Source organism: Streptomyces aurantiacus (assembly GCF_001418335.1).
GTDB lineage: Bacteria > Actinomycetota > Actinomycetes > Streptomycetales > Streptomycetaceae > Streptomyces > Streptomyces aurantiacus.
Genome location: NZ_LIPP01000149.1, coordinates 42052 through 60400 on the forward strand (window position 1 = coordinate 42052; position 18349 = coordinate 60400).

The following is an 18349-nucleotide window of genomic DNA, read 5'->3' on the forward strand; positions in this document are numbered from 1 at the left end:
CGAACGAGACGTGTCGGGTGCGGGTGCGTCGTGGCTGGTCGCGCAGTTCCCCGCGCCCCTGCCCCCCTAGCCCGTCCGGCGTTTGAGGACGAGGCCGTTCAGGCCGACAGCGGGGGTCTGGGGGCGGCAGCCCCCAGGAAACGGGCAGCCTGCGCACCGGGCTGTCCGGCTTGGCGGAGCCGTTACGCTGGGGGGGTGGCAGTCGACGATGTATTCGAACAGCTCAAATCCCTCTCCTCGACCATGGAGTCGATCGAGGCCGTCCTGGACCTCGACAAGCTGAGGGCGGACATCGCCGTGCTTGAGGAGCAGGCGGCGGCGCCGTCGCTGTGGGACGACCCCGAGGAAGCGCAGAAGATCACCAGCAAGCTGAGCCACCTCCAGGCGGAGGTGCGCAAGGCCGAGACGCTCCGCGGGCGCATCGACGATCTCAGCGTGCTCTTCGAGATGGCCGAGGAGGAGGACGACCCGGACACCCGTGCCGAGGCCGACACCGAGCTCGTCGCCGTCAAGAAGGCGCTGGACGAGATGGAGGTCCGGACGCTGCTCTCGGGCGAGTACGACTCCCGGGAGGCGCTCGTCAACATCCGCGCCGAGGCCGGTGGCGTCGACGCCGCGGACTTCGCCGAGAAGCTGCAGCGCATGTACCTCCGCTGGGCCGAGCAGCACGGATACAAGACGGAGATCTACGAGACCTCGTACGCGGAAGAGGCCGGCATCAAGTCGACCACCTTCGCCGTCCAGGTCCCGTACGCGTACGGGACGCTCTCGGTCGAGCAGGGCACGCACCGGCTCGTCCGGATCTCGCCCTTCGACAACCAGGGACGCCGGCAGACGTCGTTCGCCGGTGTGGAGGTGCTGCCCGTCGTCGAGCGGACCGACCACGTCGAGATCGACGAGTCCGAGCTGCGGGTGGACGTGTACCGCTCGTCCGGGCCCGGCGGGCAGGGCGTCAACACGACGGACTCCGCGGTGCGGCTGACCCACATCCCGACCGGCATCGTCGTGTCCTGCCAGAACGAGCGGTCGCAGATCCAGAACAAGGCGACCGCGATGAACGTCCTCCAGGCCAAGCTTCTTGAGCGCCGCCGCCAGGAGGACCAGGCCAAGATGAACGCCCTCAAGGGCGACGGCGGCAACTCCTGGGGCAACCAGATGCGTTCGTACGTCCTGCACCCGTACCAGATGGTCAAGGATCTGCGCACGGACTGCGAAGTCGGAAACCCCGAGGCCGTGTTCAACGGCGAGATCGATGGATTCATCGAGGCCGGAATTCGCTGGCGCAAGCAGCAGGAGAAGTAAGCGACATTCGCATACGTCGTTTTGTCGACAGGGCAACTGCGGTTCATCGAACGGCAGTTGCCCTTTCCGTCGGGCGATGTCTGGGTTCTACATCACACTCGGATGTCGCTCTGCCGGTCAAAAGAGCTTGATCTGGACATCGCGGTCGCAACGACCTTGACGTTGCTTTGAAAAGTGGGAAGGCTGACGCGCGGCATGCGTATTTCTGGGGGCGCGTGTGAACCGGGGGCTTCACCTGAGCCATCCCCGACGTCGCGGCCCCGGGCGCTGCACCATTGACGATGAGCTACTGGGGGTAGCAGCCAGATGACCAAGAAGACGCGCATCCGGGTCGCGCGGATAGCCGCCGGCGCGGTGATCGCCGCCGGAGCTTCACTGACCGCCGCCGGTGCCGCCTCGGCACTCGACATCAACGCCGACGTCGCAGGCGTCAGCGTCGGGGTCGGTATCAACGCCGACGACCCGACCGACCCGCCCACCGACCCGCCGACCGACGACCCGACGGTGATCCCGACGGACCCCACCGACGAGCCGACCGAGCCCACGGAGGAGCCCACCGAGCCGACCGACGAGCCCACCGAGCCCACGGAGGAGCCGACCGACGAGCCCACCGACGGCCCGAGCAGCCCGGGCAACGGGAACGGCAACGAGAACGGCGGCGGGGGCGGCAACAACAACAACCCCGACGGCGGCTCCAAGCCCGTCGAGCAGGGTGCGGGCAAGGAGAGCCTGACCGACACCGGCTCGGACACCTCCGCCCAGGGCACCGGTGGCGAGCTGGCCGAGACCGGCGCCGCCGAGAACATCACGTACCTGCTGATCGGTGCGGCCACGATGATCGCCGGCGGCATCGGCTTCCGTATGCTGCCGCGCCTCATGCACGGCCGCGGCGCCGCTGCCTGACGCATGGCGCATGGCGCAGACGTCCTCACGTGGCGCCACGTGAGGACGTCTGCGCCACCGTGAGGACGCGGCGAGAAGGGCCCGGAGCGAGCTCCGGGCCCTTTCTCAATGCCTTTGTGTCTCGGTCCCAGGCGGGTCTGTCAGGCGGGTCCTAGGCGGTCTGGTGGGCCAGGAGCGCCATCGCCGCTATCAGGACGGCGAGCAGGGCGATCAGCGCCATGGGGTTGAGCCCGCCGAAGGGGCCCTCGTTCTGCAGCCGCTCGCGGTTCGCGCGGCAGACGCGGCAGCGGCCTTCGTTCACAGGCGCGGCACAGTTCGCGCACACCAGCCGGTCGTACGTCATGCGCTCGCCCTCCTTGCACCGGTTCCATGTACAGAACGCTCCCGGGAACGGATACGTTCCCCCTCCACTGTGCCAGGTTCCTCCGGAGGCTGCGCGGGTTCCCTTGCAGGGGGCTGTGCGGGCGCCTCGCGAGGGGCTCGTCGTCGGTTTCCGGCTGCGGGTGGGTGGGGGCTGGTCGCGCAGTTCCCCGCGCCCCTGACGGGGCGGGCCCTTCGGAACGAGGGCCCTAGTTACATAGTGCCCGGTACAAATGCGCACAACCCTCAAGCAACCCGTCCCGGCGCCTGCGCCGGTGTCCCCGGGTCGCGTATGGTCACGCTCATCCAGGTGCTGTCGTCCCATTCCCGTCTGCCGGGTGTCGCCCGGCCCGCCCCGCGGGCGGACGACGGGACGTGACGACAGGACCTGCCCCCGACATCCCCGACGGCCTGTGGTGCATCCGTGATCCGATTCGACAATGTCTCCAAGGTCTATGCCAAGCAGACCCACGCCGCTCTCCGGGACGTGTCCCTGGAGGTCGAGCGCGGAGAGTTCGTGTTCCTGGTGGGGTCCTCCGGCTCCGGAAAGTCCACCTTCCTGCGGCTGATACTGCGCGAGGAGCGGGCCAGCCAGGGACAGGTGCACGTGCTGGGCAAGGACCTCGCGCGCATCTCCAACTGGAAGGTGCCGCAGATGCGCCGCCAACTGGGGACCGTGTTCCAGGACTTCCGCCTCCTGCCCAACAAGACGGTCGCCGAGAACGTCGCCTTCGCGCAGGAAGTGATCGGCAAGTCGAAGGGCGAGATCCGCAAGTCCGTACCGCAGGTGCTCGACCTCGTCGGCCTCGGCGGCAAGGAGGACCGGATGCCCGGCGAGCTGTCCGGCGGTGAACAGCAGCGGGTGGCGATCGCGAGAGCCTTCGTGAACCGGCCCAAGCTGCTGATCGCGGACGAGCCCACCGGAAACCTGGACCCACAGACCTCCGTCGGCATCATGAAGCTGCTCGACCGGATCAACCGGACCGGCACCACCGTCGTGATGGCGACGCACGACCAGAACATCGTGGACCAGATGCGCAAGCGCGTCATCGAGCTGGAGAAGGGTCGCCTCGTCCGCGACCAGGCGCGCGGCGTCTACGGCTATCAGCACTGACCGCGAGCCCCACGCGTCCGTCCACGGAAAGGCCTGAGAAGACGCCATGCGCGCCCAGTTCGTACTGTCGGAGATCGGTGTCGGTCTCCGCCGCAATCTGACGATGACCTTCGCGGTCATCGTCTCCGTCGCCCTGTCCCTCGCCCTGTTCGGCGGCTCGCTCCTGATGAGCGACCAGGTGAGCACGATGAAGGGTTACTGGTACGACAAGGTCAACGTCTCGATCTACCTCTGCAACAAGAGCGACGCGGAGTCCGACCCCAACTGCGCCAAGGGGGCGGTCACCAGCGAGCAGCGGAAGCAGATCGAGACCGACCTGGGCAAGATGCCGGTCGTCGACGACGTCATCCACGAGTCCAGCGACGAGGCGTACAAGCACTACAAGGACCAGTTCGGCGACTCCCCGCTGGCGGCCTCGCTCACCCCGGACCAGATGCAGGAGTCCTTCCGCGTCAAGCTCACGGACCCGGAGAAGTACAAGGTCATCGCGACCGCCTTCGACGGCCGGGACGGCGTGCAGTCCGTGCAGGACCAGAAGAGCATCCTCGACAACCTCTTCGAACTGCTCAACGGCATGAACTGGGCGGCCCGGGCGCTGATGGCGCTGATGCTCGTCGTCGCGCTGATGCTCATCGTCAACACGGTGCGCGTCTCGGCGTTCAGCCGACGGCGGGAGACCGGGATCATGCGCCTGGTGGGCGCCTCCGGCTTCTACATCCAGGCGCCGTTCATCATGGAGGCCGCGGTCGCCGGGTTGATCGGCGGTGGTGTCGCCTGCGCCTTCCTGGTGCTCGCCCGGTACTTCATCATCGACCACGGCCTGGCCCTGTCCGAGAAGCTGAACCTGATCGACTTCATCGGCTGGGACGCCGTTCTCACGAAGCTGCCGCTCATCCTCGCGACCAGCCTGCTGATGCCGGCGCTGGCGGCGTTCTTCGCGTTGCGCAAGTACCTGAAGGTGTGACACATGCCAAGAGGGCCGTACCGGCAACCGCCGGTACGGCCCTTCTCGTTGTCCTAGACTCACCGGCATGTCAGGCCGCGACCTGTTCTGTCAGCCCCGCCGCATCCGCCGCGGGGCGGCCCTGACGTTGGTCTTCGCGAGCGTGCTCGTGGCGGGCGCGGCGACCGGCTCGTTCGACACCCCGGGCCGGAAGACCGACCCCCCACCGGCCCGTACGGCCCAGGCCGGCCACCAGGAGGACGTCGCCGACGCCGCCGCCGAGGCGGTGGCCGACGGCAAGTCGCCGGTGGAGGCCGCCGAGCGTGCCGTCAGCCGCAGCGGCGACCGCTGGGGCGCCGTCTACTCCCAGGGCGAGTACGAGGAGTTCGAGGAAGCCCTCGACGGCCAGTACACCGGCGTCGGCCTCTGGGCCCGGCGCGAGCGCGACGGACGCATCGAGGTGACCCGGGTCCAGTCAGGATCGCCCGCCCAGGCCGCCGGTATCCGCGAGGGCGACCGGCTGCGCAGCGTCGACGGCCACCACGTCGACGGCAGGCCCGTCACGGAGGTCGTCTCCCTGCTGCGGGGCGACGCCACCGGCGCCGACGCCGGCACCACCGTCGACCTCGGACTGCAGCGCGGCACGCGCGCGTGGAGCGAGACCCTGCGCCGGGCACGGCTGTCCACCGACTCCGTGAGCGTGCGCCAACTGCCGGGCGGCGCCACCGTCATCAAGGTCGCCGCCTTCACCAAGGGCTCCGGGGACCGCGTACGGACCGCCGTGGCCGCCCCCTCTTCGGACGCCGGGATCGTCCTCGATCTGCGGGGCAACTCCGGTGGCCTGGTCACCGAGGCCGTCACCGCCGCCTCCGCCTTCCTCGACGGCGGGCTCGTGGCCACGTACGACGTGAACGGCGACCAGCGGGCCCTGCACGCCGATCCCGGCGGCGACACCACCAGACCCCTGGTCGCGCTCGTCGACGGCGGCACGATGAGCGCGGCCGAGCTTCTCACCGGTGGCCTTCAGGACCGCGGTCGCGCGGTCGTCGTGGGCTCCAGGACCTTCGGCAAGGGCTCGGTCCAGATGCCGAGCCGGCTGCCCGGCGGTTCCGTCGCCGAACTGACGGTCGGGCACTACCGGACCCCCTCGGGGCGCACCGTGGACGACCGTGGCATCACCCCCGACCTGGAGGTCGAGGAGGGCGCGCTGGAACGCGCCGAGACGGTACTGAGCGGACTCGGCGACCCTCCGTAACCAGCCCCGCGACCACGGCCCCGGTAATCGGCTTTCCCTCCCGACCCCCTCTAGTGCGAAAATGGCCAGCACTATGAGCAAGGGCATGTACGTACCGAAAGAGTCCCAGCCGAAGCAGGGCGGCGGAGCCCAGGCCAAGGCCAAGGACGGCAAGCGCAAGATCGTCGCGCAGAACAAGAAGGCCAGGCACGACTACGCGATCATCGACGTCTACGAGGCCGGGCTCGTACTCACCGGCACCGAGGTGAAGTCGCTGCGCCAGGGGCGTGCCTCACTGGCCGACGGCTTCGTCCAGATCGACGGGAACGAGGCGTGGCTGCACAACGCCCACATCCCCGAGTACAGCCAGGGCAGCTGGACCAACCACTCCGCGCGCCGCAAGCGCAAGCTGCTCCTGCACCGCGAGGAGATCGACAAGCTGGCGTCGAAGTCCGAGGAGACGGGTCACACGATCGTGCCCCTCGTCCTGTACTTCAAGGACGGCCGGGCGAAGGCCGAGATCGCCCTCGCCCGCGGCAAGAAGGAATACGACAAGCGCCAGACACTGCGCGAGAAGCAGGACCGGCGTGAGTCGGACCGGGCGATCGCGGCGGTCAAGCGCAAGGAGCGCGGCCAGTAGCAGGCAAGAGAGCAGGAAGAGAGCAGGGCGGGCCCGGGGATGCCGGGGTCGTCGAGGCCCTCGGGAATACAGTGGCATCGACGTGCGTTGGTCACGTACGATGGCACTGCACCTCACAGCAGGTGCATGCACCCTCCTCGGAGGGCTTGAAAAAACAACATGGGGATGATCGGTTTCGACAGCGGCTGTCGAAGCAGGGGAAGCGAGCCGAGGAAGCGGCAATGATCTCGTTAACCATATGTCGCAACCAATAATCGCCAATTCCAAGAGCGATTCCCAGTCCTTCGCCCTCGCTGCCTAATAAGCAGTGAGTGAGGGACCCATAATGGGTGTCAGCCCGGGAGTGTTCCCGACCCGGACCCTGGCATAATCTAGGGAACTAAACCGTCGAGCCCGGTCACGGGGTTCGATGGGAAATCAAACAGTGACTGAGCCCGTCGGAGACTTGTTCGCGTGATCTCCGGGGCTGAGAAAATCTCAGCGAACTGCGCTCGGAGAAGCCCTGATTCTGCACCGTTGGACGCGGGTTCGATTCCCGCCATCTCCACTTTCCCATGTTAAGACGAAGGCCCCACTGCCCATCGGGCAGCGGGGCCTTCGTCATGTTCGCCGCCTATCCGCAGCATCCGCCGTGGCCGCGCACTGTTGTCCGGGCCGGTCGTCCTGGATGCTGCCTCGCATGACACGACTCGCAGAAGCCAACAGATCGCGCAGAGTCCGCAGTTCCAACAACCGGCACAGACGCCGGTGGGCCTGGGCCGTGGTGCTCGGGATGCTGGTGGCCGGGCTCGGCTGGAGCGCGCCGGCCGGGGCGGACGCGGGAACCTCGGGGCTGCCGGAGGCCATCGACACCATCCTCGGGGACAGCCGCCTGGAGGGCGGGGCGGCGAGCGTCGTGATCGCCGAAGCCGCCGGCGGGGACGTGCTCTACCAGCGGGCGCCCACCTCGCGGCTGATGCCCGCCTCCAACACCAAGCTGCTCACCTCGGCAGCCGCGATGGAGATCCTCGGACCCGACCACACGTTCACGACGGACGTCCTGACGACCGGGCGCCGGCACGGCTCCGTGCTCAGCGGCGACCTGTATCTGCGCGGCACGGGTGACCCGACCGCCCTGGCCGAGGACTACGACGCCCTGGCCGCACGCGTCGCCGAGTCGGGCGTCACCCGCGTCGACGGGCGGCTCCTCGCCGACGACACCCGCTTCGACAGCAACCGCCTCGGCCGCTCCTGGGCCGCCGACGACGAGTCCGCGTACTACTCCGCGCAGATCAGCGCGCTGAGTGTGGCCCCCGACACCGACTACGACACCGGTTCGGTGATCGTGCGGGTCGCACCGGGCACGGCGGCCGGCGCCGAGCCCGAGGTCACGGTCACCCCGAAGACGAAGTACGTGGACATCGACGTACGGGCCACGACCGTCGCCGCGGGCGGGGCGAACGACCTCACCGTGGAGCGGGCACACGGCACCAACACGATCGTCGTCAGCGGTACGACACCGGTGGGCGGCTCCGGTGCCGAGGAATGGGTGAGCGTGTGGGAGCCCACCGGATACGCGGCCGCCGTGTTCCGTGACGCGCTCGCCGCGCACGGGGTGAAGGTGACCGGGCCGACGCGGCTCGGGCGCGCCACACCCGCGGCGGCGCGGCAGCTCACCTCGCACGCCTCCATGCCGCTGAAGGACCTGCTGATCCCGTTCATGAAGCTGTCGAACAACATGCACGCGGAGATCCTCACCAAGGCCATGGGACAGAAGGTCTCGGGAGAGGGCAGCTGGAGCGCCGGGCTCGACGCCGTGAGCGGATACCTGAAGGGCGTCGGCGTCGACACCGGCAAACTGCGGCAGGTCGACGGGTCGGGGCTCTCCCGGATGAACAACCTCACCGCCGGCCAGTTCGCCGACCTGCTGCTCGCGGTGCGGGCCGAGCCCTGGTACGCCGACTGGTACACGTCCCTGCCGGTCGCCTGCGCCCCCGACCGCTTCGTGGGCGGCACGCTGCGGTCCAGGATGTGCGGGACGCCCGCCGCGCTCAACGCCCGGGGCAAGACCGGGTCGTTGACGGGGGCGTCCGCGCTCTCCGGCTATGTGAAGGACGCGGACGGACGTGAACTCGTCTACAGCATCGTGCTCAACAATTACCTCGTCTCGTCCGTGAAACCGCTGGAGGACGCCATCGTGGTGACACTGGCGGGGTCCACGGCGGACGCGACCGAGACGGTGACGGTGAAGTCGGGCACCGCGCGGGCGGCCGAGCGCGACGGGAACCTGGAATGCGCGTGGCTCAAGCCGGCGAAGTGCTGAGAGTGTTGGTGGAGTTGGTGGAGTTGGTGGAGTTGGTGGAGTTCGTGGAGTGAGCTGAGGGAGCTGAGGGAGCGGGTGCGGCACGGTCACGCGGTGGTGCGGCGTGCCGTGCTCGCCCGCACCGTCAGCCGTGGCGGAAGCAGCGTGGCCTCCGGTACGGGTGTGCCGCCCAGCTTCTTCATCAGCAGCTCCACCGATCCGGCGCCCACCTCGTCGGCCGGTATGGCGATCGAGGTGACGGGCACCCGGACGCGTCCCGCCAGCTCGTCCGGGCAGATCGCCGTGACCGACAGATCCCCCGGGACCCGTAACCCGAGCGACTGAAAGGCGTCGATCAGGGGATCGAGGACCGGCTCGTTGTGCACCACGACCCCGGTCAGGGCAGGCCGCTCCCGCAGGAGCCGTTCGGCGAGCTGCCGGGCCGCCGCGGGTTCCGCCTCGCACGGGTGCACCGAGGAGGCGACGCCGTTGCGGTCGGCCGCGGCGGTGTAGCCCCGGACCACCCGCTGGGCGAACCCCGTCTCCCGTACGTACACCTCGGGCGGCGAGCCCACCAGCGCGATCACCCGGTGGCCGAGCCCCGCCAGATGCTCGACGCACAGCTCGCCCGCCGCCTCGAAGTCCAGGTCGATGCAGGTCAGCCCGGCGGGCTCGGCCGGGAACCCGATGAGCACCGAAGGCCGGTCAAGGGTGCGCAGCAACGGCAGCCGCCCGTCGCGGAGTTGGACGTCCATCACGATCAGCGCGTCCACGAGCGCGGTGTCCGCGACCCGCCGCAGCCCGTCCTCGCCCTCCTCCTGCGTGAGCAGCAGCACGTCGTGGTCGTGGCGGCGCGCGGCCGTCACCACGGACACCGCGAACCGCATCACCACTGGTACGTGGATGCCGGCCCGCAGTGGCACGACCAGCGCCAGCACGTTCGACCGGCTGCTGGCCAGGGCGCGTGCGCCCGCGTGCGGCCGGTAACCCAGCTCGCGGATGCTGTCCTCGATGCGCTGCCGGGTCTCCTCGGAGATCGGCCGCTTGCCGCTCAGCGCGTACGAGACGGTACTGGGGGACACTCCCGCGTGCCGGGCCACCTCGGTGATCTTCACCATGCTCAGCCCTGCTCCCCGTCAGCTGCCCGTTCCTGGTCGGCCGCCAGCTCCAGCTCCAGCTCCGGTTCCGGGTCCAGCTCCAGCGACAGGAACCCGGTTCCGGCCTTCGCCCGTGCGGTCCGGCCGCCCGCCGCCAGGGCCCAGGGCGCCGCCGGATCGCTCGACGAGGCCCGCAGCGTGTCCCCTTCCCGTACGACGGTGAAGGTCACCCCGTCCACGGTCACCGTGACCTGCGCGCCGCGCACCGGCCCGTACGCGTGCAGGGTGACCCCGTCCGCGTACGGATAGTCGGGCCGGTCGTCGACGGCGCCCACCGGGATCACCGCGCCCGGCCTGACGAGGAGCGGGACGCTGGAGAACCCGTGCCGCTCGCGCACCCAGCGGGGCCCGGTCACCGGCCGCCCGGTCAGGAAGTGGGTCCAGGTGCCCTCGGGCACGTAGTACGACACCTCCCCGTCGTCGGAGAACACCGGCGCGACCAGCAGGTCGGAGCCGAGCATGTACTGCCGTTCCAGGTGCGCGCACGCCGGGTCGTCCGGGAACTCCAGGACCATCGCGCGCATCATCGGCACCCCGGTCGCGTGCGCGGTGCGGGCGGCCTCGTACAGGTACGGCATGAGGCGCAGCTTCAGCCGGGTGAACAGGCGCAGGACGTCCACGGCCTCCTCGTCGAACAGCCACGGCACACGGTAGGAGGAGCTGCCGTGCAGCCGGCTGTGGGAGGAGAGGAGTCCGAAGGCGAGCCACCGTTTGAAGAGGGCGGGGGTCGGCGTGCCCTCGAAGCCGCCGATGTCGTGGGACCAGTAGCCGAACCCGGAAAGACCGAGGGAAAGACCGCCGCGCAGCGACTCGGCCATCGACTCGTACGTCGCCTCGCAGTCGCCGCCCCAGTGCACGGGGAACTTCTGGCTGCCGGCCGTCGCCGAGCGCGCGAAGACGACCGCCTCCCCCTCCCCGCGGTGCTTGCGCAGCACGTCGAAGACGGTCTGGTTGTAGAGGTACGCGTAATAGTTGTGCATCCGCTCGGGGTCGCCGCCGTCGGCGTACGCCACGTCGAGCGGGACCCGTTCCCCGAAGTCGGTCTTGAAGCAGTCGACGCCCTGCGCGAGCAGCGCCTCCAGCTTCGACGCGTACCAGTCGCGGGCGGCCTCACTGGTGAAGTCGACCAGCGCCATGCCCGGCTGCCACAGGTCCCACTGCCAGACACTGCCGTCAGGGCGTTTCAGCAGGTGCCCGAGCGCCTTGCCCTCCGCGAACAGCGGCGAGCGCTGCGCGATGTACGGGTTGATCCAGACGCTGATGTGCAGTCCGCGTTCCTTGAGGCGGGCCAGCATCCCCTCCGGGTCCGGGAAGACCCGTGGGTCCCACTCGAAGTCGCACCAGTTGAACTCGCGCATCCAGAAGCAGTCGAAGTGGAAGACGGAGAGCGGGAGTTCGCGTTCCCGCATGCCGTCGATGAAGGAGCTGACGGTCGCCTCGTCGTACGACGTGGTGAAGGACGTCGACAGCCACAGCCCGAACGACCAGGCGGGCGGCAGCGCGGGACGGCCGGTGAGCGCCGTGTACTTGCGGATGATGTCCTTCGGCGTCGGGCCGTAGATGACGTAGTACGTCAACTGCTGGGTCTCCGCGCTGAACTGGACCCGGGACACCGCCTCCGAGCCGACCTCGAACGACACCCGGCCCGGATGGTCGACGAAGACGCCGTAGCCCGCGTCCGTCAGGTAGAACGGCACGTTCTTGTACGCCTGTTCCGTGGCCGTGCCCCCGTCGGCGTTCCACATGTCGACGACCTGGCCGTTCTTCACCAGCGGCCCGAAGCGCTCACCGAGCCCGTAGACATGCGTGCCGACACCGAGGTTCAGCTGTTCCCGCAGGTAGTGGCCGCCGCTGGAGGCGTCCCGCATGATGCCCATGCCCTTGGGGCCGCTGGTCGTCAGGGTGCGGCCGTCCGCGAGGAAGTCCACGTGCCAGGGGCCGGTGCGGCTCACCCGCACGGACAGGGCGCCCGAGGTGAGGGTCGCGGACTCGTCGTCGTACTCGGCGTGCGCCTGGTGCTCCTCCTTCCCCAGCTCGAAGTGCGGCCCCCGGGGCTCCTCGCCCTCGAAGTGGGTGAACGTGACGCCGATGACGTCGGGCATCGGGGCGTGCGCGCCGATCGTCACGACCGGTCCCTTCAGCAGATCGCCGCGGTGGCGGATGGGCTGGGTCGGCGCGTGGATCTCCAGGGACCCGGACGCACCGGACAGGGACGCACCGGGCCCGGACGCACCGGACCCGGTACTTACGTCGAGGACCTCGACCGGGTGGGCGGCGCTCACGCCCTCGCGCAGCAGCCAGTAGCCGTCGGTGAACTTCACGCGCGCACCCCTTACTTGACGGCACCCACGGCGATGCCGCGGGTGAGCGTCCGCTGGAAGACGAGGAAGAAGACAAGGGCGGGCAGGACACCCAGGAGCGCGGCCGCGTTCGTCATCGTGGCGTCCATCAGGCGCTGGCCCTGGAGGACGCCGAGCGCCACCGACACGGTCTGGTTGTCGTTGGAGATCAGCATCACCAGCGGGAGCAGGAACTCGTTCCAGGTCCAGATGAAGAAGAAGACCAGGAGTACGCCGATGGTGGGCCGGCTGACCGGGACCACGATCCGCCACAGCACCTGCCACTTGTTCGCCCCGTCGATCCGGGCGGCCTCGATGATCTCGCGGGGGAACTGGGTGAGGACGGCGGAGAGAAGATACGTACCGAAGGCGGCCTGGATCACGGTGAAGACGATGATCACGCTCAGCCGGGTGTCGTACAGACCGGCTTCCTTGCTCAGGTAGTAGACGGGATAGACCAGCGCTTCCTGCGGCAGCATGTTCGCCAGCACGAAGAAGGCGAGCACCCAGGTGCGGCCCCTGACCCGGCCGATGCCGATCGCGTACGCGTTGAGGACGGACAGCACGACCGCGCCCAGGGCGACCGACCCGCTGATCAGCACCGAGTTGACGAGCTTCTGTCCGAAGTCGACGCGCTCCCAGAAGTCCTTCAGACCGTCGAGGTAGAGCCCTTCGGGCAGGCTGAGCGGGCCGTTCGCCGAGTACTCGGTGGGCGACTTGACCGCGTTGACCGCGACGATCAGGAAGGGCAGGACCATGAACAGGGCCCCGATGACCAGGGCGATCAGTACGGGATAGCGGCGTACGGCGGTCATGGGACGGCTACTCCTCGCTCGGTACTGCTCATCGCACGACCCCTGCTCATCGCACGCCTCCCTGCTCGGCGTCCTCGGCGCGGGTCTGGAGTTTCAGGCCGGCCAGGGCGAGCACCAGGACGATCACGGTCAGGACGGTCGAGATCGCGGCGCCGTAACCGACCTGCGTCGTCTCGAAGAACGTGGTGAACGAGAAGTACGACGGCACGTCGGTCGCCCCGCCGGGCCCGCCCTTCGTGAGCACGTACACCGCGCCGAACACCTTGAGCGCGGCGATCGTGCACCAGAGCAGCACGACGGAGATCTCGGGCCTGATCTGCGGCAGCGTGATGTGCCAGAACCGCCGCCACCAGCCGGCGCCGTCCAGCTCGGCGGCCTCGTACAGCTGCGGGTCGACGCGTTGCAGCCCCGCCATGAAGATGACGAGCGGGAAGCCGAGCTGCACCCAGACCATCACGCCCATGACGCTGTAGAGCGCCAGGTCGGGATCGCCGAGCCAGTCCTGCTGGAGGCTCCCGAGCCCGATCGCCTTGAGGACCTCGTTCAGCGAGCCGTTGTCCGGCGCGAGGATCCAGCTCCACACGATGCCCGCGACCGCGATGGGCAGCACCTGCGGCAGATAGAAGCAGGCGCGCAGCACGGCGGCCACCCTGCTGCCGAAGTGCTTGGCGACGAAGTCGAAGAGGGCCGCGGCCAGGACGAGCCCGAGGAGCGTCGGTACGACGGCCATCGCGACGACCATGAAGAGGCTGTGCCGGAAGGACGCCCAGAACTCCGAGTCGTCCATCAGCTCCCGGTAGTTGGCGAGCCCTGCCCACTTCGGGCTGCCGACGCCCTGCCAGTCGGTGAAGCTCACGCCCGTGTTCATCAGGAACGGCCCGATGACGATCACGAGGAAGGCGAGGGCTCCGGGGAGGAGGAACAGGGCGTACGAGTCGCGGGGGCGCCGCGGGCTCTTCGCCTGGTGACGCGCTTCGACTGAGTCACCGCCCCGGCCGCCCCAGCTACCCCGACCACCCCAGCCGCCACGCGGTTCGCCCTTTTCGACGGTGACCGTCATCGGTCCTGTACGCCCTTGTCGTACGCCGCCTTCACCGCGTCCAGGTACGCGTCCGGTTTCGCGCTCCCCGTCATCAGTTTCTGTGTCTCGGAGACGAGGACGTCGTAGAAGCCGGGGACCGGCCAGTCGGGGTAGAACGCCAGGCCGTCCCGCTCCGAGAGGGTGTTGAAGTCGGCGATGAGTGCCTTGGACTGCGGGTCCGTGATGGCGGCGGGATCGGCGGCCACCGGCACACCGCCCTTGTTGCCGAGCAGGTTCTGGATCTTCTTCGACATGGTGATGTCGATGAAGTCGTACGCCAGTTCCTTGTTCTTGGCGCCCTTGGGGACCACCCACAGGTTGCCGCCCGAGCCGAGCGTCATGTTCGAGTCCGGCCACAGGAACGTGCCCCAGTCGAACTTGCTCTCCGCGGCGAAGCGGCCGTACCACCAGCTGCCGGAGAACAGGATCGGGCTCTTGCCCTGGATGAAGGAGACCCCGGCGTCCTCGGCCTTCGTACCGGTGGACTTCTTGCTGATGTAGCCCTTCTTCACCCAGTCCGCGAACGTCTCGGCGCCGTACGTCCAGGCGGAGTCGTGGAAGTTCGGCTCGCCCTTGTAGAGCTCGTACGAGTCCACCCAGGCTCGGTCGGCCTTCGACAGCGCCAGTTGGTACAGGTACTGGTGGGCCAGGTACTCGGCGCCTCCGTTGGCGAGCGGGGTGATGCCCTCGTCGACGAACCTGTCCATGACCGCGGTCAGTTCGTCGAACGTCTTCGGCTCGGCCAGGCCGTACTTCTTGAAGAGCTCCTTGTTGTAGAACACCATCGTGTACTCGGCGTAGTTGGGGACCCCGTACCACTTCCCGGAGCCCATCACGCCCTTGGCGTCGTACTGGCTGGTGGTCCGCACGCCGGCGCTGAGTTTCTTGTCCCAGCCGCGCTTGGTCACCTCCGCGGACAGGTCGGTGAGCAGCCCCTGCTGGGAGAGGTGCCCGGCCGTCGCGTTGCCCTTGTTGTACTCCATGAGGTCGGGCGCGTCATGGGAGTTGAGGACCATCGGGGCCGTCTTCTGGATCTGCTCGAAGCCCTTCTCCTCGAACTTCACCTCGACGCCCGGGTGGGTCTTCTTGAACTCCTTGATGGCCTCGTTCCAGGCCAGGCCCATCGCGCTGTTGGGCGCTTCGTAGTGCCACAGCTTCAGTGTCTTCCCGTCGGAGGACCCACTGTCCGAGTCACCGCAGGAGGCCAGCAGCAGGGTGGTGCTCACCACCGCCGCCGCCGCGGCCATCACACGCCTTCGTGTCGTCGACATCCAGTGCCTCCAGGGGAGTGGGGAGTCGGAGGGGTAGCGGAACATAGGCAAATCGAAGCGAGTCGAAGCGAATCGATGAATGACGTCGAAGCGCTTCGACGAGGGAACGTATGTGGGGGCCCCGGGCGAGTCAATGGGGTGCGCGGGAATTGGGTCAGGCGTTCGACGGGCCGGACGGGCCGCGCCCCTCCAGGGACGCGGGGGACGGGTGCGACGCCGTCGCGAGGGCGATCAGCAAGGCTGTCGTGGCCGCGACGCCCGGGACGCCGTAGCCGGCGGCGGCCGAGGCGTGCTCCACCACCCACCCGCCGAGCGCGGCACCGCAGGCGATCCCGCCCAGCAGCCCGGTCACCGCCAGCGTCATGCCCTCGTTCAGGCGGCCCTCGGGTGTGCGGTGCTGGAGCAGCGTCATGGCCGTGACCATCGTCGGGGCCGTGGCCATCCCGGCGACCAGCAGCGCGAGGCCGACCGCCACGAGGCCGCCGCCGAGCGTGGCGGCCAGGAGGGGGAGGCAGACGAGGGGCACCATGGCGGCGATGCCCAGAACGTATCTCCGTTCGACTCTCCGTTCGACGGCCCTCGTGGTCCGGAGCGCCCCGTGGAGCCCGCGAAGTCCGTAGAGCCCGTAGAGCCCGTAGACGAGTCCCGCCGCACACGAGCCGGCCGCCTGGAGAGCGAGGACCACCCCGGCCGCCGAACGGTGTCCCTGTGCGTCCGCGAACGCGATCGTCACCACCTCCATCGAGCCGAACACCGCGCCGGTGGCGAGGAAGGCGATCAGCAGCGGGGGTATGCCGGGGGCCCGCAGCGGCGACGGCACCCCGGCGTCCGTACGGCCCCGGGCGGGCGGTTCCGTCGAGCGCTGGGCCGTGAAGAGCAGCACACCGGTCAGCAGCAGGACGACCGCGACGAGGGTGCCCGCCTCCGGGAAGAGGGCCCCGCACAGGAGGGCGGCCAGCACCGGGCCGCACATGAAACACAGCTCGTCCGCCGCCTGCTCGAAGGAGTTCGCGGTGTGCAGCCGCGCCGTGTCCCTCTTGAGGAGATGGGCCCAGCGCGCCCGGGACATGCCTCCGGTGTTGGGCGTGGTGGCCGTGCCGGCGTACGCGGCGAACAGCGTCCAGTCGGGCGCCCCGTAATGGACGCAGAGCAGCAGCGCGACCGAGCCGAGCGCCGCGACCGCGGACGCGGGGACGGCGATCCGGGCCTGCCCGTGACGATCGACGAGACGCGCCGTCCAGGGTGCGACGACCGCCGTCGCCGCCAGCCCGGTGGCCGTCACCGCACCCGCGAGCGCGTACGAGCCCCGTGTCCCCGCGATCATGATCACCGCGCTCACGCTGAACATGCCCATGGGAAGGCGGGCGATGAGATTCCCGATCGTGAACGCCCGGGTGCCCGGAATGTCGAAGAGTTGGCGGTAGGGGGCGGAGGCTGCGCGGAGGGGGTTGCGTGAGGGTTGTTTCCGGCCACACTGCGGGCGTGGAGGACGCGACTGCGAGCGTGGAGAGCGTGACCGCGGGCGTGGAGAGCGTGACTGCGGGCGTGGTCGAGGGGGTCGTGGCGGCATGGATCAACGCTCGCCCGGGCCGCCGTCAGGGGTCCAACACCTTTTCGGTGCCGATTGACGCACGCACGTTGTAAGTTCGCCCGATGCCCGACCACCTCGATCCCCGGCTGCTGCGTGCCTTCCTCGCCGTCGCCGAGGACCTGCACTTCACCCGCGCGGCGGCCCGGCTGTACGTCGCCCAGCAGGCCCTCAGCCGGGACATCCGGCGCCTGGAACGGGAACTGGGCGTCGGCCTCTTCGTACGCACCACCCGCCAGGTGACGCTCACCGCTGACGGCGAGCGTCTGCTGCCGTACGCGCGGCGGGCCCTGGAGGCGCAGGACGAACTGCTCGCCGCCTTCGGGCGGGCCGACGCCGGGCGCCCCCTGCTCGTGGACGTGAACAGCCCCGGTCTCGTCTCCGGACGGGTCCTGGACCTGGCCCGCGAACTCGTTCCCGACTGTGAACTGATGGCCCGGTTCGAGAGCGGCCTCACCGGAGCGGCGGCCGAGCTGCTGGCCGGCCGGCTCGACGTGTCCTTCGGGCGGTTCGCGGGCCTCGCCCCGGCGATCAGGGCCCGCCTGGAGCAGCAGCCCGTACGGTACGAGCCGATGGCCGTCGTACTGCCCGAGGATCATCACCTGGCCGCGCTGGACGCCGTACCGCTGGACGCCCTGGCGGGGGAGCGGGTGTACGCGGGCGCCGGAAATCCCCGGACGAGGGAATGGACCGACCTGGCCCGTCAGCTCTTCGAGGGACGCGGGATCGAGGTCGCGGCGCCCGCGCCCCTCGCCGTCGGCACCGAGGAGTTCCGGAGGGTCATGGCCAGGACGAGGACCCCCGTTCTGGCCGTGGTCGATTTTCCGGCCATGTCCGGATCTACACTTCGTCCCCTCGTGGACCCCGTCCCCCTGTCACCCGTGTCACTGGTGTGGCGGAAGGGACTGGTGCATCGCGGGGTTGAAGCACTGCGAGCGGCGGCGGCACGGCTCGCGGCGGACGAGGGGTGGCTGGATCGCCCGGTCGAAGGGTGGATTCCGGCCACCGACGCGCTCGTCATGGCGGGCCGGATCTGACACACAACCCTCACCCATGGCTCCGTACGATACATTCGAGGCCCGGGTGCAATGTGGTAAAGGGGGCGCTCGGACCGGATGGGGGTCCGGTTCGAACGACGACGTGCGAGTATCCGGGTCGCACGCGCCACCCCAGAACGAATCCCATGGGGGGATGTACGTGCGCGCGGAAAGTTGGCCAGAAGACGCTCAACCGGATCGGAACGATTCCGATCCGCAGGGCGAGGCCGGAGCCGACGGATCGACCCGTGAAGAGGTCGGTCGGCCGGTCCGAAATGAGCCTG

Annotated in this window: 15 protein-coding genes and 1 other RNA gene; 9 read left to right on the plus strand and 7 right to left on the minus strand. The window is 69.2% G+C overall.

From position 1 onward, the window contains the following. Positions 1-195 precede the first annotated feature (195 nt). A complete protein-coding gene (prfB, locus tag AOK01_RS20655) occupies positions 196-1302 on the plus strand; it encodes a peptide chain release factor 2 (protein ID WP_055513831.1) in 1107 nt (368 codons plus the stop codon). A gap of 306 nt (positions 1303-1608) precedes the next feature. Next, the gene (locus AOK01_RS20660; RefSeq protein WP_055513832.1) at positions 1609-2205 is read left to right on the plus strand and encodes an LPXTG cell wall anchor domain-containing protein; all 597 of its coding nucleotides are present in this window, start codon (positions 1609-1611) and stop codon (positions 2203-2205) included. Positions 2206-2356: 151 nt separating this feature from the next. Here AOK01_RS20660 and AOK01_RS20665 read toward each other — a convergent pair whose 3' ends face one another. Further along, the gene (locus AOK01_RS20665) at positions 2357-2548 is read right to left on the minus strand and encodes a hypothetical protein (protein ID WP_055513834.1); all 192 of its coding nucleotides are present in this window, start codon (positions 2546-2548) and stop codon (positions 2357-2359) included. A gap of 441 nt (positions 2549-2989) precedes the next feature. Between AOK01_RS20665 and ftsE the strand changes: the two genes are divergently transcribed. The 6 genes from ftsE to dacB all read left to right on the plus strand — a co-directional run bounded on the left by ftsE (position 2990) and on the right by dacB (position 8798). Then, positions 2990-3679, plus strand: coding sequence for a cell division ATP-binding protein FtsE (gene ftsE / locus AOK01_RS20670; RefSeq protein ID WP_055513836.1), 690 nt, complete (start codon positions 2990-2992; stop codon positions 3677-3679). 46 nt (positions 3680-3725) lie between these two features. Continuing rightward, positions 3726-4643: a permease-like cell division protein FtsX gene (gene ftsX, locus AOK01_RS20675; protein WP_055513838.1), complete on the plus strand. Its 918-nt coding sequence runs from the start codon at positions 3726-3728 to the stop codon at positions 4641-4643. A 67-nt stretch (positions 4644-4710) separates the two neighbouring features. Further along, on the plus strand, positions 4711-5877 hold the full coding sequence (locus AOK01_RS20680) for a S41 family peptidase (RefSeq protein ID WP_079103597.1): 1167 nt from the start codon (positions 4711-4713) through the stop codon (positions 5875-5877). Positions 5878-5962: 85 nt separating this feature from the next. Then, positions 5963-6496, plus strand: coding sequence for an SsrA-binding protein SmpB (gene smpB / locus AOK01_RS20685; RefSeq protein ID WP_190855587.1), 534 nt, complete (start codon positions 5963-5965; stop codon positions 6494-6496). Positions 6497-6657: 161 nt separating this feature from the next. Continuing rightward, positions 6658-7046: a transfer-messenger RNA gene (gene ssrA / locus AOK01_RS40350) on the plus strand. A 129-nt stretch (positions 7047-7175) separates the two neighbouring features. Beyond that, a complete protein-coding gene (dacB, locus tag AOK01_RS20690; protein ID WP_079103598.1) occupies positions 7176-8798 on the plus strand; it encodes a D-alanyl-D-alanine carboxypeptidase/D-alanyl-D-alanine endopeptidase in 1623 nt (540 codons plus the stop codon). An 86-nt stretch (positions 8799-8884) separates the two neighbouring features. On the opposite strand, the gene AOK01_RS20695 is transcribed toward dacB, so the two are convergent. The 6 genes from AOK01_RS20695 to AOK01_RS20720 form a co-directional block, all read right to left on the minus strand. Beyond that, a complete protein-coding gene (locus tag AOK01_RS20695) occupies positions 8885-9895 on the minus strand; it encodes a LacI family DNA-binding transcriptional regulator (protein WP_055513842.1) in 1011 nt (336 codons plus the stop codon). A 2-nt stretch (positions 9896-9897) separates the two neighbouring features. Then, positions 9898-12255, minus strand: coding sequence for an alpha-xylosidase (yicI, locus tag AOK01_RS20700; protein ID WP_055513844.1), 2358 nt, complete (start codon positions 12253-12255; stop codon positions 9898-9900). Positions 12256-12266: 11 nt separating this feature from the next. Then, positions 12267-13088, minus strand: a complete 822-nt coding sequence (locus AOK01_RS20705; protein ID WP_055513846.1) for a carbohydrate ABC transporter permease — start codon at positions 13086-13088, stop codon at positions 12267-12269. A gap of 46 nt (positions 13089-13134) precedes the next feature. Beyond that, the gene (locus AOK01_RS20710; RefSeq protein ID WP_055513848.1) at positions 13135-14148 is read right to left on the minus strand and encodes a carbohydrate ABC transporter permease; all 1014 of its coding nucleotides are present in this window, start codon (positions 14146-14148) and stop codon (positions 13135-13137) included. After that, complete coding sequence (locus AOK01_RS20715; protein ID WP_055513851.1) at positions 14145-15440, minus strand: extracellular solute-binding protein; 1296 nt, start codon at positions 15438-15440, stop codon at positions 14145-14147. Before AOK01_RS20715 ends, AOK01_RS20710 begins: the two co-directional genes overlap by 4 nt. Before the next feature lie 154 nt (positions 15441-15594). Beyond that, positions 15595-17010: an MFS transporter gene (locus AOK01_RS20720; RefSeq protein WP_079103599.1), complete on the minus strand. Its 1416-nt coding sequence runs from the start codon at positions 17008-17010 to the stop codon at positions 15595-15597. Positions 17011-17093: 83 nt separating this feature from the next. On the opposite strand from AOK01_RS20720, the gene AOK01_RS20730 reads away from it, so the two are divergent. Beyond that, a complete protein-coding gene (locus tag AOK01_RS20730) occupies positions 17094-18065 on the plus strand; it encodes a LysR family transcriptional regulator (protein ID WP_055513857.1) in 972 nt (323 codons plus the stop codon). Positions 18066-18349 lie beyond the last annotated feature (284 nt).